Annotated in this window: 25 protein-coding genes; 11 read left to right on the top strand and 14 right to left on the bottom strand. The window is 64.1% G+C overall.

From position 1 onward, the window contains the following. Positions 1-102 precede the first annotated feature (102 nt). Positions 103-591 carry a MaoC family dehydratase gene (locus ACFHWW_RS08155; RefSeq protein ID WP_018096729.1) on the top strand — a complete coding sequence of 163 codons (489 nt, stop codon included), beginning with the start codon at positions 103-105 and terminating at the stop codon, positions 589-591. Beyond that, the gene (locus tag ACFHWW_RS08150; protein WP_379937939.1) at positions 584-1,657 is read left to right on the top strand and encodes a DUF2332 domain-containing protein; all 1,074 of its coding nucleotides are present in this window, start codon (positions 584-586) and stop codon (positions 1,655-1,657) included. Before ACFHWW_RS08155 ends, ACFHWW_RS08150 begins: the two co-directional genes overlap by 8 nt. Before the next feature lie 16 nt (positions 1,658-1,673). Here the strand turns inward: ACFHWW_RS08150 and ACFHWW_RS08145 are convergent, their stop codons facing one another. The 5 genes from ACFHWW_RS08145 to ACFHWW_RS08125 form a co-directional block, all read right to left on the bottom strand. Then, entirely contained in the window at positions 1,674-2,798 is a 1,125-nt protein-coding gene (locus tag ACFHWW_RS08145) for a zinc-dependent alcohol dehydrogenase family protein (protein WP_379937938.1), read from the bottom strand. 246 nt (positions 2,799-3,044) lie between these two features. Further along, a complete protein-coding gene (soxG, locus tag ACFHWW_RS08140) occupies positions 3,045-3,599 on the bottom strand; it encodes a sarcosine oxidase subunit gamma family protein (protein WP_100672901.1) in 555 nt (184 codons plus the stop codon). Then, on the bottom strand, positions 3,592-6,585 hold the full coding sequence (locus ACFHWW_RS08135; RefSeq protein WP_275597328.1) for a sarcosine oxidase subunit alpha: 2,994 nt from the start codon (positions 6,583-6,585) through the stop codon (positions 3,592-3,594). The genes soxG and ACFHWW_RS08135 overlap by 8 nt, the downstream gene beginning before the upstream one ends. Beyond that, complete coding sequence (locus ACFHWW_RS08130; RefSeq protein ID WP_003533888.1) at positions 6,582-6,923, bottom strand: sarcosine oxidase subunit delta; 342 nt, start codon at positions 6,921-6,923, stop codon at positions 6,582-6,584. Before ACFHWW_RS08130 ends, ACFHWW_RS08135 begins: the two co-directional genes overlap by 4 nt. A gap of 110 nt (positions 6,924-7,033) precedes the next feature. Continuing rightward, a complete protein-coding gene (locus ACFHWW_RS08125; RefSeq protein ID WP_018096724.1) occupies positions 7,034-8,287 on the bottom strand; it encodes a sarcosine oxidase subunit beta family protein in 1,254 nt (417 codons plus the stop codon). Between the two features lie 306 nt (positions 8,288-8,593). Here ACFHWW_RS08125 and rpsU point away from each other — a divergent pair, with 306 nt between their 5' ends. From rpsU to ACFHWW_RS08105, 4 genes are all read left to right on the top strand, one after another. Next, on the top strand, positions 8,594-8,806 hold the full coding sequence (rpsU, locus tag ACFHWW_RS08120) for a 30S ribosomal protein S21 (protein ID WP_025424858.1): 213 nt from the start codon (positions 8,594-8,596) through the stop codon (positions 8,804-8,806). Positions 8,807-8,957: 151 nt separating this feature from the next. Continuing rightward, positions 8,958-9,881 carry a tetratricopeptide repeat protein gene (locus tag ACFHWW_RS08115; protein ID WP_013844854.1) on the top strand — a complete coding sequence of 308 codons (924 nt, stop codon included), beginning with the start codon at positions 8,958-8,960 and terminating at the stop codon, positions 9,879-9,881. 238 nt (positions 9,882-10,119) lie between these two features. Further along, positions 10,120-10,593: a DUF992 domain-containing protein gene (locus ACFHWW_RS08110; protein WP_100672898.1), complete on the top strand. Its 474-nt coding sequence runs from the start codon at positions 10,120-10,122 to the stop codon at positions 10,591-10,593. Positions 10,594-10,699: 106 nt separating this feature from the next. Then, entirely contained in the window at positions 10,700-11,971 is a 1,272-nt protein-coding gene (locus ACFHWW_RS08105) for an adenylate/guanylate cyclase domain-containing protein (protein WP_379937937.1), read from the top strand. Positions 11,972-11,986: 15 nt separating this feature from the next. Here ACFHWW_RS08105 and ACFHWW_RS08100 read toward each other — a convergent pair whose 3' ends face one another. The 4 genes from ACFHWW_RS08100 to ACFHWW_RS08085 form a co-directional block, all read right to left on the bottom strand. Beyond that, positions 11,987-13,387, bottom strand: coding sequence for an NAD(P)(+) transhydrogenase (Re/Si-specific) subunit beta (locus ACFHWW_RS08100; RefSeq protein ID WP_018096721.1), 1,401 nt, complete (start codon positions 13,385-13,387; stop codon positions 11,987-11,989). A gap of 9 nt (positions 13,388-13,396) precedes the next feature. Beyond that, on the bottom strand, positions 13,397-13,807 hold the full coding sequence (locus tag ACFHWW_RS08095) for an NAD(P) transhydrogenase subunit alpha (protein WP_003528932.1): 411 nt from the start codon (positions 13,805-13,807) through the stop codon (positions 13,397-13,399). Position 13,808: 1 nt separating this feature from the next. Then, positions 13,809-14,957, bottom strand: coding sequence for a Re/Si-specific NAD(P)(+) transhydrogenase subunit alpha (locus ACFHWW_RS08090; RefSeq protein ID WP_018096719.1), 1,149 nt, complete (start codon positions 14,955-14,957; stop codon positions 13,809-13,811). A gap of 319 nt (positions 14,958-15,276) precedes the next feature. Beyond that, positions 15,277-15,501 (bottom strand): aa3-type cytochrome c oxidase subunit IV, encoded by a 225-nt coding sequence (locus tag ACFHWW_RS08085; RefSeq protein ID WP_379937935.1) that lies wholly within the window; start codon positions 15,499-15,501, stop codon positions 15,277-15,279. 329 nt (positions 15,502-15,830) lie between these two features. Between ACFHWW_RS08085 and ACFHWW_RS08080 the strand changes: the two genes are divergently transcribed. Continuing rightward, on the top strand, positions 15,831-16,586 hold the full coding sequence (locus ACFHWW_RS08080; RefSeq protein WP_275597324.1) for a gamma-glutamyl-gamma-aminobutyrate hydrolase family protein: 756 nt from the start codon (positions 15,831-15,833) through the stop codon (positions 16,584-16,586). Here ACFHWW_RS08080 and ACFHWW_RS08075 read toward each other — a convergent pair whose 3' ends face one another. The 3 genes from ACFHWW_RS08075 to ACFHWW_RS08065 all read right to left on the bottom strand — a co-directional run bounded on the left by ACFHWW_RS08075 (position 16,587) and on the right by ACFHWW_RS08065 (position 19,257). Then, on the bottom strand, positions 16,587-17,549 hold the full coding sequence (locus tag ACFHWW_RS08075) for a 2-hydroxyacid dehydrogenase (RefSeq protein ID WP_100672893.1): 963 nt from the start codon (positions 17,547-17,549) through the stop codon (positions 16,587-16,589). Positions 17,550-17,622: 73 nt separating this feature from the next. Next, complete coding sequence (locus ACFHWW_RS08070) at positions 17,623-18,645, bottom strand: LacI family DNA-binding transcriptional regulator (RefSeq protein WP_026168787.1); 1,023 nt, start codon at positions 18,643-18,645, stop codon at positions 17,623-17,625. 108 nt (positions 18,646-18,753) lie between these two features. Then, complete coding sequence (locus tag ACFHWW_RS08065; protein WP_003528917.1) at positions 18,754-19,257, bottom strand: MarR family winged helix-turn-helix transcriptional regulator; 504 nt, start codon at positions 19,255-19,257, stop codon at positions 18,754-18,756. Between the two features lie 113 nt (positions 19,258-19,370). On the opposite strand from ACFHWW_RS08065, the gene ACFHWW_RS08060 reads away from it, so the two are divergent. From ACFHWW_RS08060 to ACFHWW_RS08050, 3 genes are all read left to right on the top strand, one after another. Further along, on the top strand, positions 19,371-20,162 hold the full coding sequence (locus tag ACFHWW_RS08060) for a creatininase family protein (protein ID WP_100672892.1): 792 nt from the start codon (positions 19,371-19,373) through the stop codon (positions 20,160-20,162). 116 nt (positions 20,163-20,278) lie between these two features. Then, positions 20,279-21,373, top strand: a complete 1,095-nt coding sequence (locus ACFHWW_RS08055) for a CobW family GTP-binding protein (protein ID WP_379937934.1) — start codon at positions 20,279-20,281, stop codon at positions 21,371-21,373. A 43-nt stretch (positions 21,374-21,416) separates the two neighbouring features. Next, complete coding sequence (locus tag ACFHWW_RS08050; protein ID WP_018096713.1) at positions 21,417-22,406, top strand: WD40 repeat domain-containing protein; 990 nt, start codon at positions 21,417-21,419, stop codon at positions 22,404-22,406. Positions 22,407-22,475: 69 nt separating this feature from the next. Here ACFHWW_RS08050 and ACFHWW_RS08045 read toward each other — a convergent pair whose 3' ends face one another. Next, a complete protein-coding gene (locus tag ACFHWW_RS08045) occupies positions 22,476-22,922 on the bottom strand; it encodes a glyoxalase superfamily protein (RefSeq protein ID WP_100672890.1) in 447 nt (148 codons plus the stop codon). Positions 22,923-23,200: 278 nt separating this feature from the next. Here ACFHWW_RS08045 and ACFHWW_RS08040 point away from each other — a divergent pair, with 278 nt between their 5' ends. After that, positions 23,201-23,836 carry a LysE family translocator gene (locus ACFHWW_RS08040; protein ID WP_379937933.1) on the top strand — a complete coding sequence of 212 codons (636 nt, stop codon included), beginning with the start codon at positions 23,201-23,203 and terminating at the stop codon, positions 23,834-23,836. A 239-nt stretch (positions 23,837-24,075) separates the two neighbouring features. On the opposite strand, the gene ACFHWW_RS08035 is transcribed toward ACFHWW_RS08040, so the two are convergent. Then, positions 24,076-24,666: a GNAT family N-acetyltransferase gene (locus ACFHWW_RS08035; protein ID WP_379937932.1), complete on the bottom strand. Its 591-nt coding sequence runs from the start codon at positions 24,664-24,666 to the stop codon at positions 24,076-24,078. Positions 24,667-24,751 lie beyond the last annotated feature (85 nt).

Genomic DNA, 24,751 nt, shown 5'->3' with positions numbered 1-24,751 from the left:
TTCAAGAAAACAGTGAACCATCTCAAGACTTAGGACCACTTGCTAGACCTTGCCGAGCCGGCCTATAGATCAGCGGGGAGGCCCCATTTTCAGGAAAATCATATGCCGCAGGATATTTCACTTTCGGATATCAAGGATCTGATCGGCAAGGAGCTCGGCGTCTCCGACTGGATCACCGTGACGCAGCAGACGATCGACCGTTTTGCCGAGGCGACGAGTGACTTCCAGTTCATCCATACCGACCCGGTGCGCGCCGCGGCGGAGACGCCTTTCGGCGGCACCATTGCGCATGGTTTCCTCTCGCTGTCGCTGCTTTCGGCGATGAACTACAATTGCCTGCCCAAGATCCGCGAGCAGACGATGGGCATCAATTACGGCTTCGAGAAGGTGCGCTTCGTGGCGCCGGTCAAGAGCGGCGCGCGCGTGCGCGGCCGCTTCACCATGGCAGACGCACGCTTCCGCGGGGCCGGCATGCTGATGATCACCTATGACGTCACGGTCGAGATCGAAGGCGAAAGAAAGCCCGCCCTGACAGCCACCTGGCAGACGATCATCCAGTTCGACCCGAAGGATCGGCCGGACGATGTCTGAGGGGAGACCGGACGGGACCCACGTTCGCCATGCCTTCCGCGGCCAGGCGAAGTCCTGTGACGAGCTGGGATCGCCATTTACGGCCCGACTCTGCCGTCTCGTCGCCGACCGGATCGATGCGGACTCGCCGGTGGGCGAGCGTGTTCTCGGCTGGTCCGGCGACCCGACTTCGAAGGGCGATTCCGTCGCGCTCCGCCTTGCCGGTGCTCTGCACGCGCTGGTTCTGTCCGGCCGCAGCGCGGCCCTCGGCGCGTGTTATCCGCCGAACCGGACGGACGACGACACTCTCTGGCAGGCGATCGCTCAGGCTATGGAGCGGGAAGCCCCCTTCATCCTCGACCGTCTCACCTCCGCGCCGCAGACGAACGAGGTGCGCCGCTCGGGCGCCCTGCTTCCCGGTTTCCTCACCGTGGCACAGCTTTTCGGGAAGCCGTTGATCCTTTCCGAGATCGGCGCCAGCGCCGGCTTGAATCTCCATTGGGACCGCTACCGCTACGATCTCGCGAACAGCCATTGGGGCGATGCAGCCAGCCCCGTGAGCATAGCCCCCGAGTGGTCGGGAGCAGCGCCGCCTCTGCGACCCGTCGAAGTGATCGAACGCGCCGGCTGCGACATCAACCCCCTCGATCCGGCCGATAGCGAGGATCGGCTACGGCTCCTCTCCTACGTCTGGGCCGATCAGCAAGACCGGATCGACCGCACGCGGCAGGCGCTGGAGCTTGCCGCCTCCCAAAGGAGCCTTGTCGAGCAGGCGGACGCGATCGACTGGCTGAAAACACGGCTGGCGCACGTCCATCCGGGCGCTGTCCACGTCGTCTATCATTCGATCGCCTGGCAGTATCTGCCGGAAGCTGCGCGGGAAGAGGGCGAGGCCCTGATCGCTACCGCCGGGGCGACCGCGACATCCGAGGCCCCGCTTGCCCGTTTGCAGATGGAAGCCGACGGACAGGCGCCGGGTGCCGCATTGTCATTGCAGATTTGGCCGAAGGGCGAAAGGCATCTCGTCGGCCGCGCCGACTTCCACGGACGCTGGATCGCCTGGCAGGGATGGCCGGCGGACGGCTGACCGTGTGGCGGCCGTATCAGAACGTGATCACGTGGCGTATCACGCGGCCCTGGTCGAGAAGATCGAATGCCTCATTGATCTCCTCCAGCGGTCCGGTGCTCGACAGCAGCCGGTCGACCGGCAGCCTGCCGCGTTCGTAGAGCGCAATGAAACGCGGGATATCGCGGGAGGGCACGCAGCTTCCCATGTAACTGCCGCGCACGCTACGCTCTTCCGCAACCAGGCTCACCGCGGGGATCGCGATCTGGCTTGAAGGATGGGCGAGCCCTGCGGAAACCGTCAGCCCGCCTCGCCGCGTAATTCGATAGGCGAGCTCGAAGGCTTTTACGGAGCCCGCGGCCTCGACCGCATGGTCGACGCCGCCGCGGGTCGCCTGTCGGACAGTCTCGGCCACATCCGGATCGGCTGCAAGGAACGTGTCCGTCGCGCCCAGCGCGCGGGCAAGCTTCAGCTTGTCCTCGGCGAGATCGATCGCGACGACGCGCTGGGCGCCGGCGGCAACGGCACCCAGAAGGGCTGCCAATCCCACCCCGCCCAGCCCGATGACGGCAACGGATTCGCCCGGCCGAACCCGGCACGTATTGACGACCGCTCCCACGCCGGTCAGCACCGCACAGCCGAACAGCGCTGCCTCTACCATCGGCAGGTCCGTCTCGATCTTGACCGCGGAATGGCGCGAAACCACCGCATAATCGGCAAATCCGGAGACGCCGAGGTGATGGTTCACGGGGACTTCGCCGCAATGCAGCCGGCGTTCCCCCGAAAGCAGCGTGCCCTTGCCGTTTGCTTCCGCTCCGGGAACGCATAGCGCCGGCCGGCCTTCCGCGCAGGGGAGGCAATGGCCGCAGCTCGGCATGAAGCTCATCACCACCCGGTCTCCCGGGACGATGTCACCTACGCCGCTTCCGACCGCTTCCACGGTGCCGGCGGCCTCGTGGCCGAGCGCCATCGGCACCGGCCGCGGCCTGTCGCCGTTGATGACCGAGAGGTCGGAGTGGCAGAGTCCGGCGGCGCCGATCCTCACCAGCAACTCGTCCGGTCCCGGCGGATCGAGATCGGTCGTTTCGATCGAGAGCGGCCTCGTATGGGCATAAGGCCTTCCGACCGGTGACTTCCTCAGCACCGCCGCACGCGTCTTCAAGGTCGCTCCTCCCGTTCCCGAATCCCGGTTCGACCGGCAGAACTTAGCGCGATCGCTCCTGAGGAGGAAATGGCCCTCATCCGGCTGCCGCAACCTTCTCCCCGTTTTACGGGGAGAAGGAACATGCGGGCACCGCCTCGCCCTCTTTCCAGGGCGGCGAAGAGGACTGGAGCTTGCCGCGAGTCACCTTCGCCCGGCGGGGATAGGGTGGCCGGCAGGCCGGATGAGGGGCCGGAAATTGCCTCCTCAGTGCCCGGCGTCTTCCGCGCCTTCGGCCAGCAGCCCAAACACGAAGGACGAGAACGACCGCCAGCACTCGACGCGGAACGTATCCTCGGCGGTTCGGAAAAGAACGATTTCCGCCTTGCCGAAGATCGTGCGAGAGCAGGCACCGACGGGGAAAATCGCGAGCGACAGGTCCTGCGGGCAGCCGCTGTTGATCGCCGCTTCCGCGCCCGCCCCGCTGACGATGACGGCAGTGTTCCGGTGCGAAACGTCGACGGCCGAATGCACGGTCCCGCTCGATGCGGCCGCCGCCATCAGGTCGGCGCCGTCCTCGTCGATCACCAGCCACTCATCGGGACCGAGCCAGAGGACATGACGCCGGCCGGTCGAGGCGGACGTCTTCGACCGCACGGGAATGGTCACGCCGAGAGCTGCCGAGAGTGCGGGAACCGCGTCGGGCCCGGCGCGCAGCGATATCCGCGAAGCGGGTTCCGCAGGGGTAAGGATCGCCGCCGGCGAGCCGCCACGGCGGCCGGCAAGCGGAGCTTTGCGTGTAGCGATTGCGTGGTCAGCCATGGAGGCGACCTCCTTCCTTGTCAAAGAACACCATGTCGCTCACCTCGACGGCGATCGTCCGGTCGGCCATCGGCACGTAGAGCGTCTGCCCGAGGCGTGCGCGGCCGCCGGCGACGACCGCGAGCGCGATCGAGCGGCCGCAGTTCGGCGACCAGTAGGACGAGGTCACATGACCGAGCATGGTCATCGGCTTGGCTTCGTTCGGATCGGCAACGATCTGCGCCCCTTCCTCCAGCACCACCTGCGGGTCCTTCGTGAGGAGGCCGACGAGCTGCTTGCGGCCTTCCTTGACGAGGTCGGGCCGCTTCATGCCGCGAATGCCGACGAAGTCCTGTTTCTTCTTCGATACCGCCCAGGAAAGGCCGGCATCGTCCGGCGTGAGGGTTCCGTCCGTGTCCTGGCCGACGATGATGTAGCCTTTTTCGGCGCGCAGCACGTGCATGGTCTCGGTGCCGTAGGCGCAGGCGCCCATCGGCTCGGCCCGAGCCCAGATCGCCTCCCACACGGCTTGGCCGTAGTCGGCCGGTACGTTGACCTCGAAGCCGAGTTCGCCGGTGAACGACATGCGGAAGAGCCTGGTCGGCACACCGCATATGCTGCCTTCGGCAACGCTCATATGGGGGAAGGCTTCGTTCGAGAGATCGATGCCCTCGACGAGCGGCGCGATGATCTCGCGCGCCTTCGGACCCTGGACCGCGATGACGGCCCATTGCTCGGTCGTCGACGTCAGCCACACCTTCAGATGCGGGAACTCCGTCTGGAGATAGTCCTCCATGTGGTGGAGGACGCGCGGCGCGCCGCCGGTCGTCGTCGTCACATGGAAGCGATCGTCGGCAAGCCGGCCGACGACACCGTCGTCATAGACGAAGCCGTCGTCGCGCAGCATGATCCCGTAGCGGCAGCGGCCGGGCTTCAGGTTGTCCCAGGCGTTGGTGTACATGAGGTTCAGGAACTTGGCGGCATCGGGGCCGACCACTTCGATCTTGCCGAGGGTCGATGCGTCGAAGACGCCGGCCACCTCGCGAACCGTCTTGCACTCGCGCGCGACCGCCTCGTGCATGTTTTCGCCCGCTTTCGGATAAAACCAGGCACGCTTCCAGTTGCCCACATCCTCGAATTCGGCGCCCTGCGCCTCCTCCCAGGCATGGATCGGCGTCTTGCGGGCCGGATCGAAGAGATTTCCGCGCGAATGGCTGACGATCGCTCCGAAGGTCACCGGCGTATAGGGCTGGCGGAAGGTCGTGAGCCCCACCTGCGGGATTTCCTTGCCGAGCGCTTCCGCCGCGATCGCCAGGCCGTGCATGTTGGAAAGCTTGCCCTGGTCGGACGCCATGCCATTGGTGGTGAAGCGCTTGATGTGCTCGATCGAATGCATTCCTTCGCGCACGGCGAGGCGGATATCCTTAGCGCAGACGTCGTGCTGGAAGTCGATGAAGGCCTTGACCGTCGTGTCTCGCCCCGCGCCTTCCGCCGCGCCGATCATGCCGCCTGTCCATTCGAAAGCGTTGCGGCCGGAGAGCGCGACCTGACCGCCGCCTTCCGCACCCGCGGCACGGGCCGCCAGTTCACCGGCGGCGAGTGCCTCGTCGATCGTCGCCTGCAGGTCGTCCGTGCCATTGCAGGCGCCGACGGAGAGGCATTCCTGTGCATAGGTTCCCGGCAGGAACCGCTCCGTCGCCGCATCGAACGTCACCTTGCCCCGCGACTGGGAGAAGAGATGCACCGAGGGGGTCCAACCGGCCGAGACGAGCAGGGCGTCGACCGCGATCTTGCGCGATGCTCCGCCGCCGTTGCGAGCCACACTCATGGATGCAATCCTGAGCTTGCCGGCGGTATTGACGACCGAGTGGCCGCTCAATACCTCGATGCCGAGGCTGCGGGCTTCGGCGAGTACCATGTCGCCCGGCCTGTCGCGGCAGTCGACGATCACGGGGACGTCGACGCCGGCCTTCCTCAGGTCGAAGGCCGCCTCATAGGCGGAATCATGGGCCGTGTAGATGCCCACCTTCTTGCCGACCGCGACGCCGAAATGGTTGAGATAGGTGCGGCCGGCCGAGGCCAGCATGATTCCAGGACGGTCGTTGTTGGCGAAGACCATGTGGCGCTCGATCGCGCCATTGGCGAGGATCACCTTCTTCGCGCGCACCTGCCATAGACGCTCGCGCGGAAGCCCCTTGTCGGGGGCCGCGAGGTGATCGGTCACGCGTTCGACGAGGCCGACGAAATTGTGGTTGTAGTAACCGAAGGCCGTCGTGCGGGTCAGCAGCGTGACATTGTCCATCGCCGCAAGCGCCTTGCCCGTCGCCAGCGCCCAGTCATAGCCGGGCTGGCCGTCGATCACGGTGCCGCTGTCGTAATGCAGGGCTCCGCCGACTTCAGGCTGTTCGTCACACAGTATCACCTTCGCACCGGCATTCGCGGCCGCGAGTGCGGCCGCAAGTCCGGCAGCGCCGGCGCCGACCACCAGCACGTCGCAATGGACGTAGCGGCTTGCGTAATGGTCCGGATCGGTCTCCGTGGGCGCCACGCCAAGACCGGCTGCGCGGCGGATGAAGGGCTCGTAAATCTTGTGCCAGGCGGCCTTCGGCCACATGAAGGTCTTGTAGTAGAAGCCCGCCGCGAAGAAGGGCGACAACAGATCGTTGAAGCCGCCGACGTCGAAGGCGAGCGACGGCCAACGGTTCTGAGACGACACCTTCATGCCGTCGAAGACTTCCTGCACGGTGGCGCGCACGTTCGGCTGCCGGCGCGCGGCATCGCGCGAAACGTCGAGCAGCGCATTCGGTTCTTCGGCGCCTGCCGAAAGGATGCCGCGCGGGCGGTGATATTTGAACGAGCGGCCGACGAGATGGATGTCGTTGGCGATGAGCGCGGAGGCGATGGTGTCGCCCTCGAGCGCCGTCAGCGTCCGGCCGTCGAAGGTGAAGCGGGCGGTGCGCGCCGGCGTCAGGCGCCCGGCGCCCGAAATTCGATTGACCCCGGTCATTCTGCCACTCCTTCCAGCGCCTCGTAGGTCTCGACCGTTTCGCTCGTCTTCGGCTCGGCGTTGAGATCGGGCTTCGGCTCACCGGCCTTGTAGGTCACGTGGAAGCGGTCGCTCACCGTATCGCGAGCCGCATTGAAGAAGCGACCGCAGCCGTGGATATGCCGCCACCTTTCATAGATCAGCCCTTTCGGATTCTGACGGAGGAAGAAGTACTCCTCGAACTCCTCGTCGCTGATCTCGGCGATGTTGGCCGGTCTGACGATGTGGGCATCGCCGGCATTGCGGAATTCGAGCTCCGAGCGCTCTTCCTCGCAATAGGGGCAGTAAATCAGAAGCATCTGGAATGTCCTCGATCAGAGCGCCGCGCCTTCCTTGGAAGGCGCAAGGCCGCTCTCCGTTCTTTCTCTGAAGCGTAATCCTATCGATCTTCGCTCCGTCGGATCATGCTTTAGTGCGCAACGGCGGCCGCGGCCGCCTCGTCGATGAGCCGCCCGGTGCGGAAGCGCTCGAGCGTGAGCCCCGCGGCAAGCCGGTGCGGCTCGCCGCGCGCGATGAGATGGGCAAAGAGATTGGCCGAACCCGGCGTCGCCTTGAAGCCGCCCGTCCCCCAGCCGGCATTGAGGTAGAGCCCGGGCACCGGCGTCACGCCCTGGATCGGCGAACGATCCTGGGTGACGTCGACGATGCCGCCCCATTGCCGCATCATCTTGACGCGGCGGAACATCGGGAAAAGTTCGCAGATCGCATCCAGCGTATGCGTGATGATCTGCAGGCCGCCGGTCTGCGAGTATGAATTGTACTGATCGGTGCCGGCGCCGATGACGAACTCGCCCTTGTCCGACTGCGAAATATAGGCATGCACGGAGTTCGACATGACAACGCAGGGGAAGATCGGCTTCAAGGGCTCGGAAACGAGCGCCTGCAGCGGCTGGCTCTGCAGCGGCACGCGCACATCCGCCATCTGCATCAGGACCGACGAGTGGCCCGCAGCGGAGATGCCGACCTTCTTCGCGCCGATGAAGCCGCGGTTGGTATCGACGCCGGTCACGCGGCCGGTTTCGTCGCGGCGGATGCCGGTCACTTCGCAATTCTGGATGATGTGGACGCCGCGATCCGAGGCCGCGCGCGCATAGCCCCAGGCGACCGCATCGTGGCGCGCAGTGCCGCCGCGGCGCTGCAGTGCCGCGCCGTTGATCGGGTAGCGGGCAGTCTTCGCTATGTCGAGCGGCGGGCAGTAGGCCTTGGCCTGCTCCGGCGTCAGCCATTCGTTGTCGATGCCGTAGAGCCGGTTGGCATTGATGTGACGCTTGAAAGACTGCTGGTCATGGATGTTGTGCGACAGCATCATCACGCCGCGCGGCGAATACATGACGTTGTAGTTCAGGTCCTGCGACAGGTTTTCCCAGAGCTTCAGCGAATGCTCGTAAATGTCCATGCTCTCTTCATAGAGATAGTTGGACCGGATAATCGTCGTGTTGCGGCCGGTGTTGCCGCCGCCGATCCAGCCCTTCTCGAGCACGGCGACGTTGGTGATGCCGTGCTCTTTGGCGAGATAATAGGCGGCGCCGAGGCCGTGGCCGCCGCCGCCGATGATGATTGCGTCATATTGCTTGCGCGGCTCAGGCGAAGCCCAGTGCGGGCCCCACCCTTTGTGGCCGCGCAGCGCCTCGCGCGCCACGGCAAAAACAGAATATTTGCGCATCAGCCTGCTACTCCATGAACCCGGTAACGTTCGTTGGCGTTAGAAATCGCAAATCCGAGGACCACGCAACGTTTCTTTTGCGACGCGATCAGGCGGACTTGCGCGGTCTTGCGACATCGACGGCCCGCCGCCGCAGAGGTATTGGCGCTTTTTCCCCACGCGCTTTCTCTCGCCGCTGGACTTTCGGCACGCGATCTGTTATCCGCTCTTTCAATCGTAGGGTTCTCGCCCAGCGAACGCAAATTTATTGCCTCTCCAAACCTGATGGTGAGGCTTGCCAACTCGAAGCAAAGGAACGGGATTCACGTGCAGGTACTTGTCCGCGATAACAATGTCGATCAGGCGCTCCGCGCTCTTAAGAAAAAGATGCAGCGCGAAGGCATTTTCCGCGAAATGAAGATGCGTGACTTCTACGAAAAGCCGTCCCAGAAGCGTGCGCGCGAAAAGGCAGAAGCCGTCCGCCGCGTTCGCAAGCTGGCCCGCAAGCGGGCGCAGCGCGAAGGCCTCGTGGCCCGCTGATCGTCTTTTTTTCGACGCTTTCCAATGCAAGTGGCGGAGGCGAGGGATCGCCGCCGCCATTTTGGTATGGACACCCAGTCCGTCGACAGTCTAGCGTGACAGCTGGCGACGGTCAGCCGCCGCACTTGCGTGCTCTGTAAACGGAAAGCCGATGGCTTTCGGGCCTTGTCGCATTGAGGGATCGACTTTGACACTTGCTGCCATGACTGCGGACGTCTCCGGCCTCATCACCGAGGAGGCGAACCGCCGCCACCAGCGCAAGCCGAAGCTTGCCGCCTTTCTCGTGCTCGGCTCGGCCCTGCTGATCGCAGGATGCCAGACCGACAAGCCCGAATCGATGTTCCGCGTCGAACGGGCACAGGGCTCGGAAGAAAACATCGCCTCGCTCTCGAGCGTCATCGCGTCCAATCCGAGCGACCCCGAGGGCTACAATGTGCGCGGCTCGGCCTACGGCCGCGCCGGCGAATTCCGCCGCGCGGTCGCCGATTTCGACCAGGCTATCCAGCTCAACCCGCGCTTCTATCAGGCCTATGCCAACAGGGCGCTGGTTCAGCGCAACCTGGGCAACCAGCAGGCCGCTCTTGCCGATTACAATGCGGCGCTGCAGATCAATCCGAATTACGATGTCGCCTATATCGGCCGCGGCAATCTCTACCGTCAGGCGAACCAGCTCGACGCCGCTTTCAACGATTTCAACAAGGCGATCGAACTCGATACGGCGGACCCCCGCGCCTACCACAATCGTGGCCTGATCTATCAGGCGCGCAACCAGCACGCGCAGGCTATCGAAGATTTCTCCAAGGCAATCTCGCTCTCGCCGAGCTCACCCGAACCCTATAACGGCCGCGGCATCTCCTATGTGGCCCAGGGCGACGACGACAATGCCTTCTCCGACTTCAACACGGCCATCAACCTGAATGGCAAGCTGGCGGAGTCCTGGGCAAACCAGGCGCTGATCTACGAGCGCCGCGGTGACAAGGCCAAGGCGGCGAAGTCCTATTCGCATGCCTTGTCGCTCGATCCCAAATACGAGCCGGCGCGTGCCGGCCTTGCCCGCGCCAAGGCGATGTCCTGACGTCGCCCATTCTCCGTTAGACATCAGACGCCCGCGCCTGTCGCGGGCGTAGTCGTTTCATCAAAGCCGAACAGGGTCGCGGAACCATCCTGAATTCAATCCGTTTGACCATGGCCTAGAAGCACTTCCAGGAAAAGTGCGTAGCGGTTTTCCGTCCGGAAGTGCCTGGTTTCAGCGGGTTTAGAGCGTTTCGTAGTTGGAATGAACAGTGGAACGGTCCAGCACGGAGATCCGAGCCATGATTCGACAGACCCTCATTACGGCAATCGCCTTTGCGGCGCTCACCGGAGCTGCCAGCGCCCAGAATTACGTCACGCTCGGGCGTCTCACATGCGGCTCGGAAGGCGGCACCGGGCTGATCGTCACCTCTACCAAGAACCTGATGTGCACCTTCTCGCCGGCGGATGGCTCGCCTGGAGGAGTCTATGCGGGCAAGATCACCAAGATCGGCCTGGACATCGGCTCCACCGGCAAAACCGTCATGATCTGGGACGTGCTGGCGAAAACCGGCACTCCGCTGAACGAATATGCACTGGCTGGCGAATATGTCGGCGTCGGCGCCGATGCGAGCTTCGCAGTCGGTGGCGGAGCGAAGGTCATTGCCGGCGGCACGAACAAGGCTTTCATGCTGCAACCTGTCAATGTCCAGGTGCAAGAGGGCCTGAATGTCGCCCTTGGCGTGGATCATCTGGTCCTGGCGCCGGCGGGTTGATCGCGGGGCGAGCGGTGAGGCCGGCTCCTCTCCCCTTCCCCGTCCGCGCCACATTGCGTGATGCGCACGGCCCACCTTGCGCGGCGCCACAAGTCGCTGCACTGTGATGGTGATGATCGTTGCCGGACGCGGTAACGCCGGCACGACGGGATGCAGGATGAAGGAACAGCTGATCCGCGACATCGTTGTGTGGATGTCGGACGAGGGAATTCGAGGCCTGAAGGAGCAGGACCTTCTTGCCGGCTTCTGTGAACGGTGCCACGCCGCGGGCCTAGCCATAGATCGTGCGCTCGGCATCATCGATACGCTGCACCCGGAGTTCGAGGGACGCGCCTTCCAGTGGAACAGCGAAAGCGGCGAGGTTCCCGAGGTCGTGCAATACGGCTCGACCAGCGGCGGCGAGGCCCAGACCAACTGGCAGCGTTCCGTCTTCTTCCATATGCTCAAGAACAATGAAACCGAGCGCCGCACCCGCCTTGCCGGAGAGAAACATATTCCCTTCACCATGCTCGACACGCTCAAGGCAGAGGGCCACACCGACTGCGTCAGCATGATTCATCACTTCACCGACCGCGGCCGCATAGGGCAGATGGATTGCCTGTACTCCTATTGGACCACAAAGAAGCAGGCCGGCTTCCGTGAGGAGGACATCGCGGCACTGAGAGTGTTGCTGCCCACCCTCGCGCTCGCGGTGAAGGCAGCTTCGTGCATGCGCATCATCGGGACGCTTGCGGATGTCTATCTCGGCCCTGACGCCGGCCGCCGCGTCGTCGAGGGCAGCATCGAACGGGGCTCGGCCGAGCGGATCGAAGCAGTCATGTGGTTCTCCGATCTGCGGAACTACACGCGCATAGCCGACAGCGTCGCGCCGGAGGATGTCATCCCCTTTCTGAACGACTATTCCGGCATGGTGATCACCGCCGTCCACGATCATGGCGGCAGCGTATTGAAGCTTATCGGCGACGGAGTGCTTGCCATCTTCAACGGCCGCAAACCGGCCGAGGACTGCGGCGCCGCCATCGCGGCGGAGCGTCAGCTGCGGGTCATGCTCGCGGAATTGAACGCAAGGCGGCTCGACGAGGGGAAGCCGACTACCGACGTCTATCTGGGCCTGCACATCGGCGAGGTCTTTTACGGCAATATCGGCAGCCAGAACCGGCTGGATTTCACCGTCGTCGGACCGGCCGTCAACGAGGTGAGCCGTATCTCCGCCATGTGCCGCTCCGTCGAGCGGCACGTGATCATGTCTTCGGAATTCATCGCCGCCTGTCCGCCCGAGCATCGGGCAAATGCCGTTTCGCTCGGGCGCTTCGCGTTGCGCGGCATCGCCAGGGCGAAGGAGCTCTTCACCTGGGATCCGGAGGTCGCCTCCAGTTAACTGGAGCCGATATCCTCAGTGATTGATCGCCTTCACGATCTCCTCGGTCATCTTCTTGGCGTCGCCGAGCAGCATCATCGTGCCGTCCTTGTAGAACAGCGTGTTGTCGATGCCGGCATAGCCGGAGCCGAGTGAGCGTTTGACGAAGAGGCAGGTCTTGGCCTTGTCGACGTCCAGGATCGGCATGCCGTAGATCGGCGAGGACTTGTCGTCCCGGGCCGCGGGATTGGTGACGTCGTTGGCGCCGATGACATAGGCGACGTCGGCCTGGGCAAATTCCGAATTGATGTCCTCCAGTTCGAACACCTCGTCATAGGGGACATTCGCTTCGGCGAGCAGCACGTTCATATGGCCCGGCATGCGGCCGGCGACCGGGTGGATCGCGTATTTCACCTCGACGCCGTTCTCCTTGAGCTTGTCGGCAAGCTCCCGGAGCGCGTGCTGTGCCTGGGCGACTGCCATGCCGTAGCCCGGCACGATGATCACCTTAGAGGCGTTCTGCATCAGGAAGGCGGCGTCGTCGGCCGAGCCCTGTTTCACCGTCCTCTGGACCCCGTCGTCGCCGCCGGCAGCCGCCGTCTCGCCGCCGAAGCCGCCCAGGATCACCGAGATGAAGGACCGGTTCATGCCCTTGCACATGATGTAGGAGAGGATCGCGCCCGACGAGCCGACGAGCGCCCCGGTGATGATGAGCGCCAGGTTGCCGAGGGTAAAGCCGATGCCGGCCGCGGCCCAGCCGGAATAGGAGTTCAGCATCGACACGACGACCGGCATATCCGCGCCGCCGATCGGAACGATGATCAGCACGCCGAGCGCCAGCGACAGGGCGACAATCGCCCAGAAATCGAAATGGCTTTCACTGAGCGCCAACCCGACGATGAAGAAGACGACGAGTGCGGCAATCGCGAGATTGATCGCGTGGCGGTAGGGCAGAAGGATAGGCTTGCCGGACATGCGGCCGTCGAGCTTCAGGAAGGCGATGATCGAGCCCGTGAACGTGACGGCGCCGATCGCCACGCCGAGCGCCATTTCGACCAGCGCCTGGGCGTGGATCGAGCCGACCTCACCGATACCGAAGGAGGACGGGGCATAGAGTGCGGCGGCCGCCACCAGAACGGCAGCGAGACCGACGAGCGAGTGAAAGCCGGCCACGAGCTGCGGCATCGCCGTCATCGGGATGCGCTTTGCGATATAGGCGCCGGCACCGCCGCCGGCGGCCAGACCTAGGACGATCAGGAGAAACCCGCCGATCGACGGCTGTGCCAGGAACAGCGTCGTGACGATCGCGATGCCCATGCCGACCATGCCGTAGGTATTGCCCTTGCGGCTGGTGGTCGGATGCGACAGGCCGCGCAGCGCCATGATGAAGAGCACGCCCGAGACGAGATAGAGGAAGGCAGCGAAATTAGCGTTCATCGGCCCGCCTCACTTTTCTTTTTTCTTGTACATGGCGAGCATGCGCTGGGTGACCAGGAAGCCGCCGAAGATGTTCACCGAAGCAAGCACCAGTGCGACGAAGCCGAAGCCGGTGGCAAGCCCCGAGGCGGAAATCCCGACCGCGAGCAAGGCCCCGACGACGATTACCGACGAGATCGCATTGGTCACCGCCATCAGGGGCGTATGCAGCGCCGGCGTCACCGACCAGACGACGTAATAGCCTACGAAGATCGCCAGCACGAAGATCGCGAGGCGGAAGACGAAGGGATCGATCGCGCCGCCGGTCGCGCCATGCGCCACCGCTCCGGCCGCATCGGGGACGTATTCGGCGGCGGTCTTCACCGCCTCGACCGCCCGTTCCAGATCGGTCAGTGCCTTGTCCAGAAGTTCGTTCGCCATCTTACTTCTCCCCCCTCATGGCGCCGCCGAAGGCCGGATGCACGACTGCCCCTCCATGGGTCAGCGCCGTGGCCTTGACGAGCTCGTCCTCCATGTTCAATGCCAGCGCCTTCGTCTCCTTCGAGACCATCGTCTCGAGGAAGGTGACGAGGTTCTTGGCATAGAGCAACGAGGCGGAAGCGGCGATGCGGCCCGCCACGTTCAGATGGCCGACGATCCTGATGCCCCCGACCTCCGTCACCTTGCCGGCTTCGGCTCCTTCGACGTTGCCGCCGCGCTCGACTGCAAGGTCGACGACGACCGATCCGGGCTTCATGGAATCGAGCATTTCGCGGCTAACGAGCCGCGGCGCCGGGCGGCCGGGGATCAGCGCCGTGGTGATGACGATGTCCTGCTTGGCAATGTGCTCGGCGACGAGCGCCGCCTGCTTGGCCCGATACTCCTCAGACATTTCCTTGGCATAGCCGCCGGCGGTCTCGGCCGCCTTGAACTCCTCATCCTCGACGGCGATGAACTTGGCGCCGAGGGAGGCTACCTGCTCCTTGGCGGCGGGGCGAACGTCCGTCGCCGAGACGACCGCGCCCAGGCGGCGGGCGGTAGCGATCGCCTGCAGGCCGGCAACGCCTGCGCCCATGACGAAGACCTTGGCCGCCGGTACGGTGCCGGCCGCGGTCATCATCATCGGCAGCGCGCGGTCATATTCGTACGCGGCGTCGATCACCGCCTGATAACCGGCAAGGTTTGCCTGGCTGGAAAGCACGTCCATGGATTGGGCGCGGGTGATACGCGGCATCAGCTCCATGGCGAAGGTCGTGAGGCCCGCGCCGGCCATGGCCGATATCGCTTCCTCGTTACCGTAGGGATCCATGATGGCGATGACGACAGCGCCCGACCGGTAGCCGGAAATCTCCTGCGCAGTCGGCCGACGGACCTTGAGGACCACGTCGGCGGTTTTCGCATCCGCCGCCGTACCGATCCGCGCACCGGCCTTCTCGTATTCCTGATCTGGTATGCGTGAACTGAGGCCCGCACCCGCTTCGACAACCACGTCGAAGCCAAGCGCCTTCAGTTTTTTCACGCTCTCGACGGAGCCGGCAACGCGTCCCTCGTTCGGATCCGATTCCTTGGCGATAAAGACGATCTCGCTCACAAATCCCCCTCCCCGGTCCGCCCCGGCTGGCCGGGTTGCGGACGTTGTCCTCCAGACGACAGCATTGCACGCCGCCTCTTCACTCACACGGTCCCCGAATCGAGCCGATTTCGGAAGAGAACCATGCGGCACCTCGATGCGCTACAGCGACCTTAGTGCACCTTACGGGCGTCGTCGCAGCGACAGAAACTCCTCCTGCGGGGGCGGAAACATCCGCCGCCGAGACGATACTCCCACGTGGTGCGGGAAAAACGCGATGGGCCCGCGACAAAGATGGGGACCCCTCCCCATCTTCGGCGGGACGGATCAGCGACGCCGGTCAGCGAAGAAAGAAGTAACCGGCGACGTTGATGAGAATGAAAAGAACAAGCGAGCTGAAGAAGCCCATCATCGTAAAGAAAGCAGCTGCCATCGCAATCAGCAGCGCGACGCAAAACAGAGTGCCGTATTTCGTGGCGCTGATGAAGAAATCATATGTCTTCTCGTGCTCGGAATAGTCCATCGGAGCGCCCGTTTCGACCGGTCCCGAATGATGCTCTGCCATCGTCCAATTCTCCAAAATTCTGCGGCGCCGCCGATGGCGGCCCTGTCTTATCCACCCATGACCGCTTGCCCGCGAGGCGCAACCGGTTCCTTTAGCTCCGCATACACAATGCGCCGGCCCTTCGCAACGAAAACCGCCCCGCAAGCCTGCGGCATAATCGAATGAGCACTTTCAGGAAAAGTGCATGGCGGTCCGTCGGAAGTGCGCAGGCTCGTCTGTCCATTGCCCAAGCCGTTCCGCCGGAGACGAGGGAGTACCGCGCGTCTCCCCGTTGACTTTTTAAAGGTTCTGGCGGCATGGCTTTTGCGGATAATAACCGGAGTCTGACGATGTCGAAACCTGTCGTTGCCATCCCCTGCGATTTCCGCGAATTCGACGGCAATGTCTGGCATGTTGCCGCCCACCAATATGTCCGCGCGGCGGTCGAGGGCGCCGGGCTGATGGTGTTTCTCGTTCCCGCACTGCAGGCCGGGAACGATGTGGACGAGATTCTCGACCGCGTCGACGGGGTGCTCGCCAGCGGCGCTCGCTCCAACGTCCACCCTTCGCTCTATGGCAGGGAGGCGACCGAAGCGGACGGGCCTTTCGACCCGGGCCGCGATGCGACCAGCCTGCCGCTGATCCGCCGCGCAATCGATCGCGGCGTCCCGCTGTTTGCGATCTGCCGCGGCATACAGGAGCTCAATGTCGCGCTTGGCGGCACGCTTGCGAGCGAGATCCAGGAGCAGCCCGGCATCTGGGACCATCGCAAGCCGGAGGTTCCGGATCTCGATGTCGCCTATGGCATTCGCCAGGATGTGGTCGTGAAGGAAGGAAGCTGCCTTGCCCCGGTCCTCGGCACCGGCCGCGTAAGGGTCAATTCGCTGCATCGCCAGGCGATCGGCGCCGCTGCTCCGCGCCTCGCAGTCGAAGCCGTGGCCGACGACGGGACCATCGAGGCGGTCTCGGTCATCGGCGCCAAGGCCTTCGCCGTCGGCGTGCAGTGGCATCCCGAATACTGGGTGCGGACCGACGCCCCGTCAGCCGCCCTGTTCAAGGCCTTCGGAGATGCCGCGCGCGCCTATCGTGAGAGCAAGGCCGATTAGTTAGACCACTCTGCGCCGGAACGGCGTCTCGACCACCGGCGTCAAAGCCTCGCCGGTCGAGAACCATGCCTTCAGATTGTCGACCACGAGATCGGACATCGCGTTGCGCGTGACGACCGACGCCGACGCCACATGCGGCAGCAGAGAGACATTCGGAAACGAAAGCAGCGCTTCGGGAACATGCGGCTCGTTTTCGAAGACGTCGAGGCCGGCTCCGGCAATGGTGCCGTTCCGAAGCGCGGCGATGAGCGCCGCCTCGTCCACGGTCGATCCCCGGCCGACATTGATCAGCACGCCCTTCGGGCCGAGCGCCGAAAGGACATCCGCATCGACAGCCCTCAGCGTGCTCGCCGTCCCGGGTACGATGACGATGAGCGTGTCGACGGCCTCGGCCATACCCGAAAGGGTCGGATGATAGGTGAAAGCGAGCCCTTCGCGCGGCGTTCGCGTGTGGTAGGCGATCGAGACGCCGAAGGCTTCGAGCCGCCGTGCGATCGCGAGGCCGATCCGGCCGAGGCCGAACAGCCCGACCGTACGGCCGCGGAGCGATAGCGGCGATAGCGGGAAGGCGCCCTCGCGCGCCCAGCGGCCCTGGCGCAGCCATTGCTCGGCCTGCGGCAGGAGGCGCAGCGTGTTGAGGAGGAGGCCGATGGCCGTGTCGGCGACTTCCTCCGTCAGGACATCAGGCGTATTGGTGACGACAATCCCTCGGGCTGCCGCGCGCGAGACATCGACGCCGTCGTAGCCGACGCCGAAATTCGCAACGATCTCGAGGCTGGGGAATGCATCCATCAGCGGCACCGGCAGCTTGCCCGAAACGGCGATGCCGGAAACGTCGCGCATGTCGGCTGTCACGAGAGCCGCATCGGCGCGCTCGATGCACACGGTCTCGAACATTTCCGGCAATCGTTCGAGGACCCTCGGGTTGATCTTGCCGGGCACGAGAATTCTGGGACGACTCATCGGGTTTCCTTTCCGGACATAGCGGGAATGCGGACGAACACTCACGCATCCTGTTCAGACTCGGAGGAATCGATCAAGCCGTTACCCGCAGCGGGCCGGTCGACTGGCGGATGCGCATTTCCGGCTTGATCAGATGGATGCCGTCCGGTTCATGGCTGCCGGAAAGCTTGTCGAGGAGCGCGCGCGCAGCGCTGCGGCCCACCTCCGCCTGGCCGTTCCAGACGGTCGTCAGCGCGGGCGTCGCGATCGACGCTTCCTCGAGGTCGTCGTAGCCGGTGACCGAGATGTCGACGCCCGGCACGAGGCCGGCGCGGGCAATGCCGTTCATCATCCCGATGGCGACCAGATCGTTCCAGCAGACGACCGCGGTCGGCTTCTGCGGCAGTGAGAGGAGATGCACGGCGGCCTCGAAACCGCCCTGCTTGGAGCGCGGCCCCGGGATGCGCAGGTCCGGATCGACCTCGATATTCGCCTTGCGAAGCGCATTGACGTAACCCTGATAGCGGTCGCGGCCGGTCGAGGTCTGGTCGGTTCCCCCGACCATCGCGACGCAGCGATGGCCGAGCCCGATGAGGTGATTGGTCGCGAGCGAAATGCCATAGGCGTCGTCGCCGCGGAAGATCGGGACGTCGAGCCCCTCGATCGAGCGGGCGATCAGGATCGCCGGCATGCCGTTGTCCTCGGCAAGCTGAATATCCTGCGGCGGCGTGCCGATGGCGGGCGACATGATGACGCCGTCGCCGCCGAGCTGCAGCAGCGTCTCGATGAAATCCCGCTGCTTTTCGACGGAATCGTAGTGGTTGGACAGAATGAAGGTTTGCTTGTCGCGGTCGAGCTCAGCCTCGATCGCTTTGAGGATCTCACCGTAGAACGGGTTCATGATGTCGTGCACGACGACACCGATGATGCCCGAGCGCGACGTCCTGAGACTTGCGGCACGGCGGTTGTAGATATAGCCGAGTGCGCGCGCCTGCTCCTTGATCTTGTCGCGGGTGACCGCCGCCACCAGCGGGCTGTCGCGCAATGCCAGGGATACCGTCGCCGTCGAAAGGCCGAGTGTTTCCGCGATTGTCGAAAGCTTGACCTTTTGCGCCACCATATCCCCCGTTGCAGTCGCTACCGTCAGCCAGTTTAAATTCCTTTAAACTGTTTAAAATATCGCTGCAATCGGGAAGTTCAAGCTGCCCTGTTCTCACACCGCGGCTCAATCCGCAGCTCTGGCGGCCTGCAGATTGCTGTCGACAGCGCGCAGGAGCTTCATGAGAGTGCGTACCTGCTTGTCGGTCAAACCGCGTGTTGCGAGCTTCTCGGAATGCTGGCCCGCTTCCGCGATGATCTGCAGGCGATCACGGCCGAGCTCTGTCAGATAGACCTTGGTCAGCCGGGCATCGTCCCTGTCCGGGCGGCGTTCGAGGAAGCCTTGCGCTTCCATGCGGCCGATCGTGCGCGTCATCGTCGGTGCCTTGACCCCGAGCTTGCCCGCCAGCGCCCCGGCCGTGAGCCCGTCGGTTTCGGCAAGGGCGAGCATGACGCCGTCCTGCCCGGCATAAAGGCCGCTCGCGACGAGGTTGCGAGAGAGCACGGTGCGCATCGAGCGGGCCGCCTGGACGAGAACCGAAGCCAGATCGTGATCGTTCGCCTCGGCGACGATCTCGTCCTTCTTCTTGCCGTTCTTGCCCTTCCTTTCGGCTTTGCTCTTCTTGCCCATTGGACCTCCCGCCGAATCCCCTACACTACACTTATAGCAATAAGGCTTGAGTTTACGAACTGTATGACTCAAATAACGATTTTACGACAAACCACGCCGAGGTCCGAGTAGAAATGTCGCTGCCGAAGCCCCGATGGACCGACAATTCCGCCGCACTCGAACCTGTCGAGCGGCGGGACTGGATCGCGGTGCTCCCGCTCGGCGCACATGAACAACACGGGCCGCATCTCCCGTTCGAAACCGACCGGCTGATTGCGGCGGGCATCGTCGAGCGCGTTATCGCCGCACTCCCCCAAGCCCTGCCCGTGACCTTCCTGCCTGTCGAACCGGTCGGCTATTCGATCGAACACATGGACGTGCCCGGCACCCGAACGCTCGCCTATGACGAGGCGGTCGAACGTTGGCTCGGCATCGCCGAGGGCCTCGCCGGACTCGGCATCCGCAAATTCGTGATGCTGAACGCGCATGGCGGCAATTCGCCCCTGATGACCATCGTAGCGACGGAGGCGCGGATACGCTTCCGGATGCTTGCCGTGGCGACGAGCTGGACACGCTTCGGACAGCCGGATGGCTGGATCGGCGCCGAGGACAGGGCAGTCGACATCCATGGCGGCGATATCGAGACCTCGGTCATGCTGGCGCTCCATCCGGACAAGGTGGACATGGCGAAGACGCGCGACTTCGCCTCGCGCCAGAGCGAGTTCGCGCGTTCCTTCAAGCATTTGCGCGCCTACGGCCCGCACGCCTTCGGCTGGAAGATGTCGGATCTGAGCCCGGACGGCGTCGCCGGCAATGCCGCCGCCGCCACCGCCGAGCGCGGCGAAGCGCTGCTTGCGCATGCTGCGAAAGGCATCATCGAACTGCTCGAGGATGTGAACGCCTTCGATGCCGGCGAGCTCGACTGATTTTTTCTTTCGCGTCGATCGCGACACAGGTCTGTATTTGCGCATCGCCACCTCATCTCTTATATGAGAACCCAACCATCGATGCCCGCGGCGCATCCCCAACCCTCGAGGTTCCCATGACCGAAACATCCGCGCTGAAGCCGATCCCCGTCACCGTGCTCACGGGCTATCTCGGCTCCGGCAAGACGACGCTTCTGAACCGCATCCTCAGCGAGAATCATGGCCGCAAATATGCGGTCATCGTCAACGAATTCGGCGAGATCGGCATCGATAACGACCTGATCGTCGAGTCCGACGAGGAAATCTACGAGATGAACAACGGCTGCGTCTGCTGCACCGTTCGAGGCGACCTGATCCGGGTCGTCGAAGGACTGATGCGCCGTCCCGGACGCTTCGACGCGATCATCGTCGAGACCACCGGGCTTGCCGACCCGGTGCCGGTCGCGCAGACCTTCTTCATGGATGACGACGTTCGCGCCAAGACGGAACTGGACGCGGTCGTGGCGCTCGTCGACGCCAAGCACCTGCCGCTGCGTCTGAAGGACAGCCGCGAGGCCGAGGACCAGATCGCCTTCGCCGATGTGGTGCTTCTCAACAAGACCGACCTCGTGACGCCGGAGGAACTGGAGCGCGTCGAGGCAACCGTGCGCGTCATCAATCCGTCCGCCCGCATCTATCGCACGCAGCGCTCCGAGATCGACCTCGGAAAGGTGCTCGACCAGGGTGCCTTCAATCTCGACAGGGCGCTCGAAAACGATCCCCACTTCCTCGATCAGGACGATCACGACCACGTCTGCGGTCCCGATTGCGACCACGATCATCACCATCATGATCACCACCATCACGATCATGACCATGAGCATGATCACGAGCACCATCACCATCACGACGGCCCCTCGCCGATCCATGACGTGACGGTGCAGTCGATTTCGCTGCGCGGGGGCGAAATGAATCCGGATCGCTTCTTCCCCTGGATCCAGAAGATCACCCAGACCGACGGTCCGAACATCCTGCGCCTCAAGGGCATCATCGCCTTCGCCGGCGACGCGGAGCGTTATGTCGTCCAGGGCGTTCACATGATCATCGAAGGCGATCACCAGCGCCCGTGGAAAGACGGCGAGAAGCGCGAAAGCAGGCTCGTCTTCATCGGTCGCGATCTCGATCGCGAGAAGATCGAGCGCACCTTCAAGGCGTGCGAAGTCCCGGCATGATCCCGGATAAGTCCATGATGAAAAAAGAAAGTCCGTCAAGCTGATGCCGACCGTCGCTCCGCTCGATCTCGAAGGTCACGTCGTCGGCGTGGCTTTCCTCAAGGATGTTCCCTTCTTCGCCGGGGCCGCCGGCACGATCCACCGGCTCGATCACGGCCACAAGACGACCGAAGCACATGACGGGCTGCTGTCCCTCGTTGTCGACGAGGCGAACGACACGCTGCTGACCGGCGGCGAAGACGGCAAGGTAATGCGCATTTCGGCAGACGGGACGGCGAGCCTCGTTGCCGACACGGGTCGCAAATGGATCTCGCAAGTTGCGGCGGGACCGCAGGGTGCGGTCGCTTACGCCTACGGCAAGACGACGCATGTCCGCCTTTCCGACGGTACCACCAGGGACTTTCCCGAGCAGCGGACCGTCGAAGGCATCGCCTTCGCACCCAAGGGCCTGAGGATCGCCTCCGCGCGCTACAACGGCGTCTCTCTGCACTGGGTGGCCATGGCAGGCCAGCCGGTCGATCTCGAATGGAAGGGCGCCCACACCGCCGTCACCTTCTCTCCCGACGGACGCTTCGTCGTCACCGCAATGCAGGAAAATGCGCTGCATGGCTGGAAGCTCGACGCGAAGCCCGGCGCCGAGGCGCGCCACATGCGCATGACCGGCTATCCGGCCAAGGTGAAGTCGCTTTCCTGGTCAGCGAAGGGCAAGTGGCTCGCATCGTCCGGGGCGCCGGCGGCGATCGTCTGGCCATTTCAGGGCAAGGACGGGCCGATGGGCAAGGCGCCGCTCGAGCTCGGCACCCGCGCCAACATCATGGTGACGACGGTCGCCTGCCACCCGGCGGACGATATCGTCGCCATCGGCTATGAGGACGGCATGATCCTTGCCGCCCGCTTCGCGGACAGCAAGGAAGTCCTGTTGCGTCGCCCGGGCAATGGCGCGATCACCGCCATGGCCTGGAACAAGAGCGGCCGCCAACTCGCTTTTGGATCGGCGGCGGGCGATTGCGGTGTGGTGGATATCGCCGGGTAGCGGGGGTGAATGCATGCCCCCGCTGCGGCGAAAGGCGGGGTAGCCGGATGGGGCCGGCTCCGCCTGTTCTCACCATTCCAGTTCCAGATGCGGCCGCCCGTCCGATGTCGTCTCGACGGTCCGCCCGCTCTCATCGATGGTGGCGGTGACCCGCTGGCGGAAGGCGGAGAAGCTCTCGAACGTGACGACGTCGACAGGCTCGTCGAACTTGAACGTCAGACGATAACGTCCCGGCTTCGCACCGATCGCCTGGGCCGAGAGGACTTCCGCTTCGAAAGGCTGGCCGAGGTAACGGCCTTTGACCCGCGCCCCGAGCATCCATGGATTGAAAGCAGGTCGGTTGCCGACAGCCGCGTGCAGCGTGTTCCAATCGCGATAGCCATACTGGGCGGCGATCAGCTCGAGCGACTTGGAGTGGGTGACTTCGTCACCCTCCGACACAAGCCGCGATCTCAGGCGTCTAGCCTGGTCCTTCAGCGCATCGAGCGAGGGAAGGCTTCGTAATTCATGCGTCATGACAGGGTCTCCTGTTACGGCATGCATTTCCGGGATGGGTGTCCGCATTGCCATCGGTAGCATGCCGCGCGGCGTGACCGTGTCGAAAAGAGAGACTTCACCGAAGCTTGACGCTCGCGGACGGCAGGGGCCCTCGCCCGGCGCCTGAAATAGGGGAAACGACGCAGGCTGTCAAACGCGCGGGGCCGCCGGCGATGCCACTTGCACGCAAGCGACCGCCATGGGACGACTTGGCGTCGCCAAGAGCGGATGAGGAAAAGTGATCCAGGGAGCACATCATGAGCGAAGTCACCATTCTCGCATTCGCGCTTGTCGCCTTCATCGGCATTGCAACGCCTGGACCGACCGTGCTTCTCGCCCTCACCAATGGTTCGCGTTATGGCGTGAAACGGGCAACGGCAGGAATGATCGGCGCGATGCTCTCGGATTTCGTGCTGATCGGCGCGGTCGCACTCGGGCTCGGCGCACTGCTCGCAGCGTCGGAATTCTGGTTCTCCGTGATCAAATGGCTGGGCGCCGCCTATCTCGCCTATCTAGGCGTCATGCTGCTGCGATCGCGCGGGACGCTGGAACTCCCGTCGCAAGCGTCGCAGGCCATGGATGCCGGGGCGACGCGCTCCATCTTCGCCAAGAGCCTTCTCGTGGCCGTCACCAATCCCAAGGGCTATCTGTTCTTTTCGGCCTTTCTGCCGCAATTAATCGATCCCGCCCTGCCACAGGCGCCGCAATACGCCATGCTGGCCATCGTCTTCGCGTCGATCGATTTCGTGGTGATGTTCGGTTATGCCCTGCTCGGGTCGCAGGCGGTACGCTTCATGAGGCGCTCCGGCGCGATCTGGCTCGACCGCATCTGCGGCGGCGCACTGCTGGCGCTCGCCGGTTCTCTGGCGCTCTATCGCCGCGCTGCGAATTAGAGGGCTTCGGCACAGCGTGTGGCATGGTCATTCGAAGGGAATGGCCGTGCTTTAGAGCATTTCAACATGTCATAGAAACACTGAGCTGCTTCGACCGTTTGATCCAACAGACTTCCGCGAGGGAAAACCGTTACACACTTTTCCTGGAAGTGCTCTGAAGGGCCACAGCGCTGCCGCCGCGAAGGGCGGCAGGAGCGCTGCTGATAATCCACCTCCGCAGGGTGCGAGGCGGAAGAAATTCAGGCCGCGCGGCGAAGCGGCAGCAAAGCGAGTTTCCGGCCGCTGGGAACCAGCATCCCGGCAGCACCGTCGAGCCAGCCTTCCTTGAGTTCGAGCGCCAGGAAGCGGTTGCGTTCGAAAGGACCGGGCATCACGAGATGCTGCGCGCGCTGCGCGAAGAAGCCGAAACGTTCGTAATAGGCGGCGTCGCCGACGAGCAGGACAGCGCCATGGCCGCGGTTCTTGGCTTCTTGGATCGCCGCGCGCATCAGCATGCCGCCGATACCTTTGCCCTCATGCGCCGGATCGACCGCAAGCGGGCCGAGCAGCAGCGCCGGCACCGCCTGGCCCTCGCGGTTGACGCCGGCCTCGACGTTCCAGAGGCGCACGGTGCCGATGACGTGACCGTCCGCATCCCGCGCGACAAGGGCAAGGCCCTCGGCAGGCACGCGGCCGCGGCGCAGCTTCTCCGACGATTTCCTGCGGCGACCCGCGCCCATGGCACGGTCGAGCAGGTTCTCGCGCGCAACGACATCGCCCGGGTTTTCCGAGTCGATTATAAAGGTGGTTGGCGCGAAGAACGCGCGCAGGGAATCAACAACAGCGGCCATCTGGACCTCCCGTCATCAAAACCGCTTCAGGCGGACCGGACATGAATTGTGAAAGCCGCTCCCGCTTGAGCGGGAGCGAGCAGGA

The organism is Sinorhizobium sp. P24N7 (genome assembly GCF_042436655.1).
Taxonomy (GTDB): domain Bacteria; phylum Pseudomonadota; class Alphaproteobacteria; order Rhizobiales; family Rhizobiaceae; genus Sinorhizobium; species Sinorhizobium meliloti_A.
The sequence above is the reverse complement of the archived record's forward strand: the minus strand, read 5'-3'. Positions and strand labels throughout refer to the sequence as shown.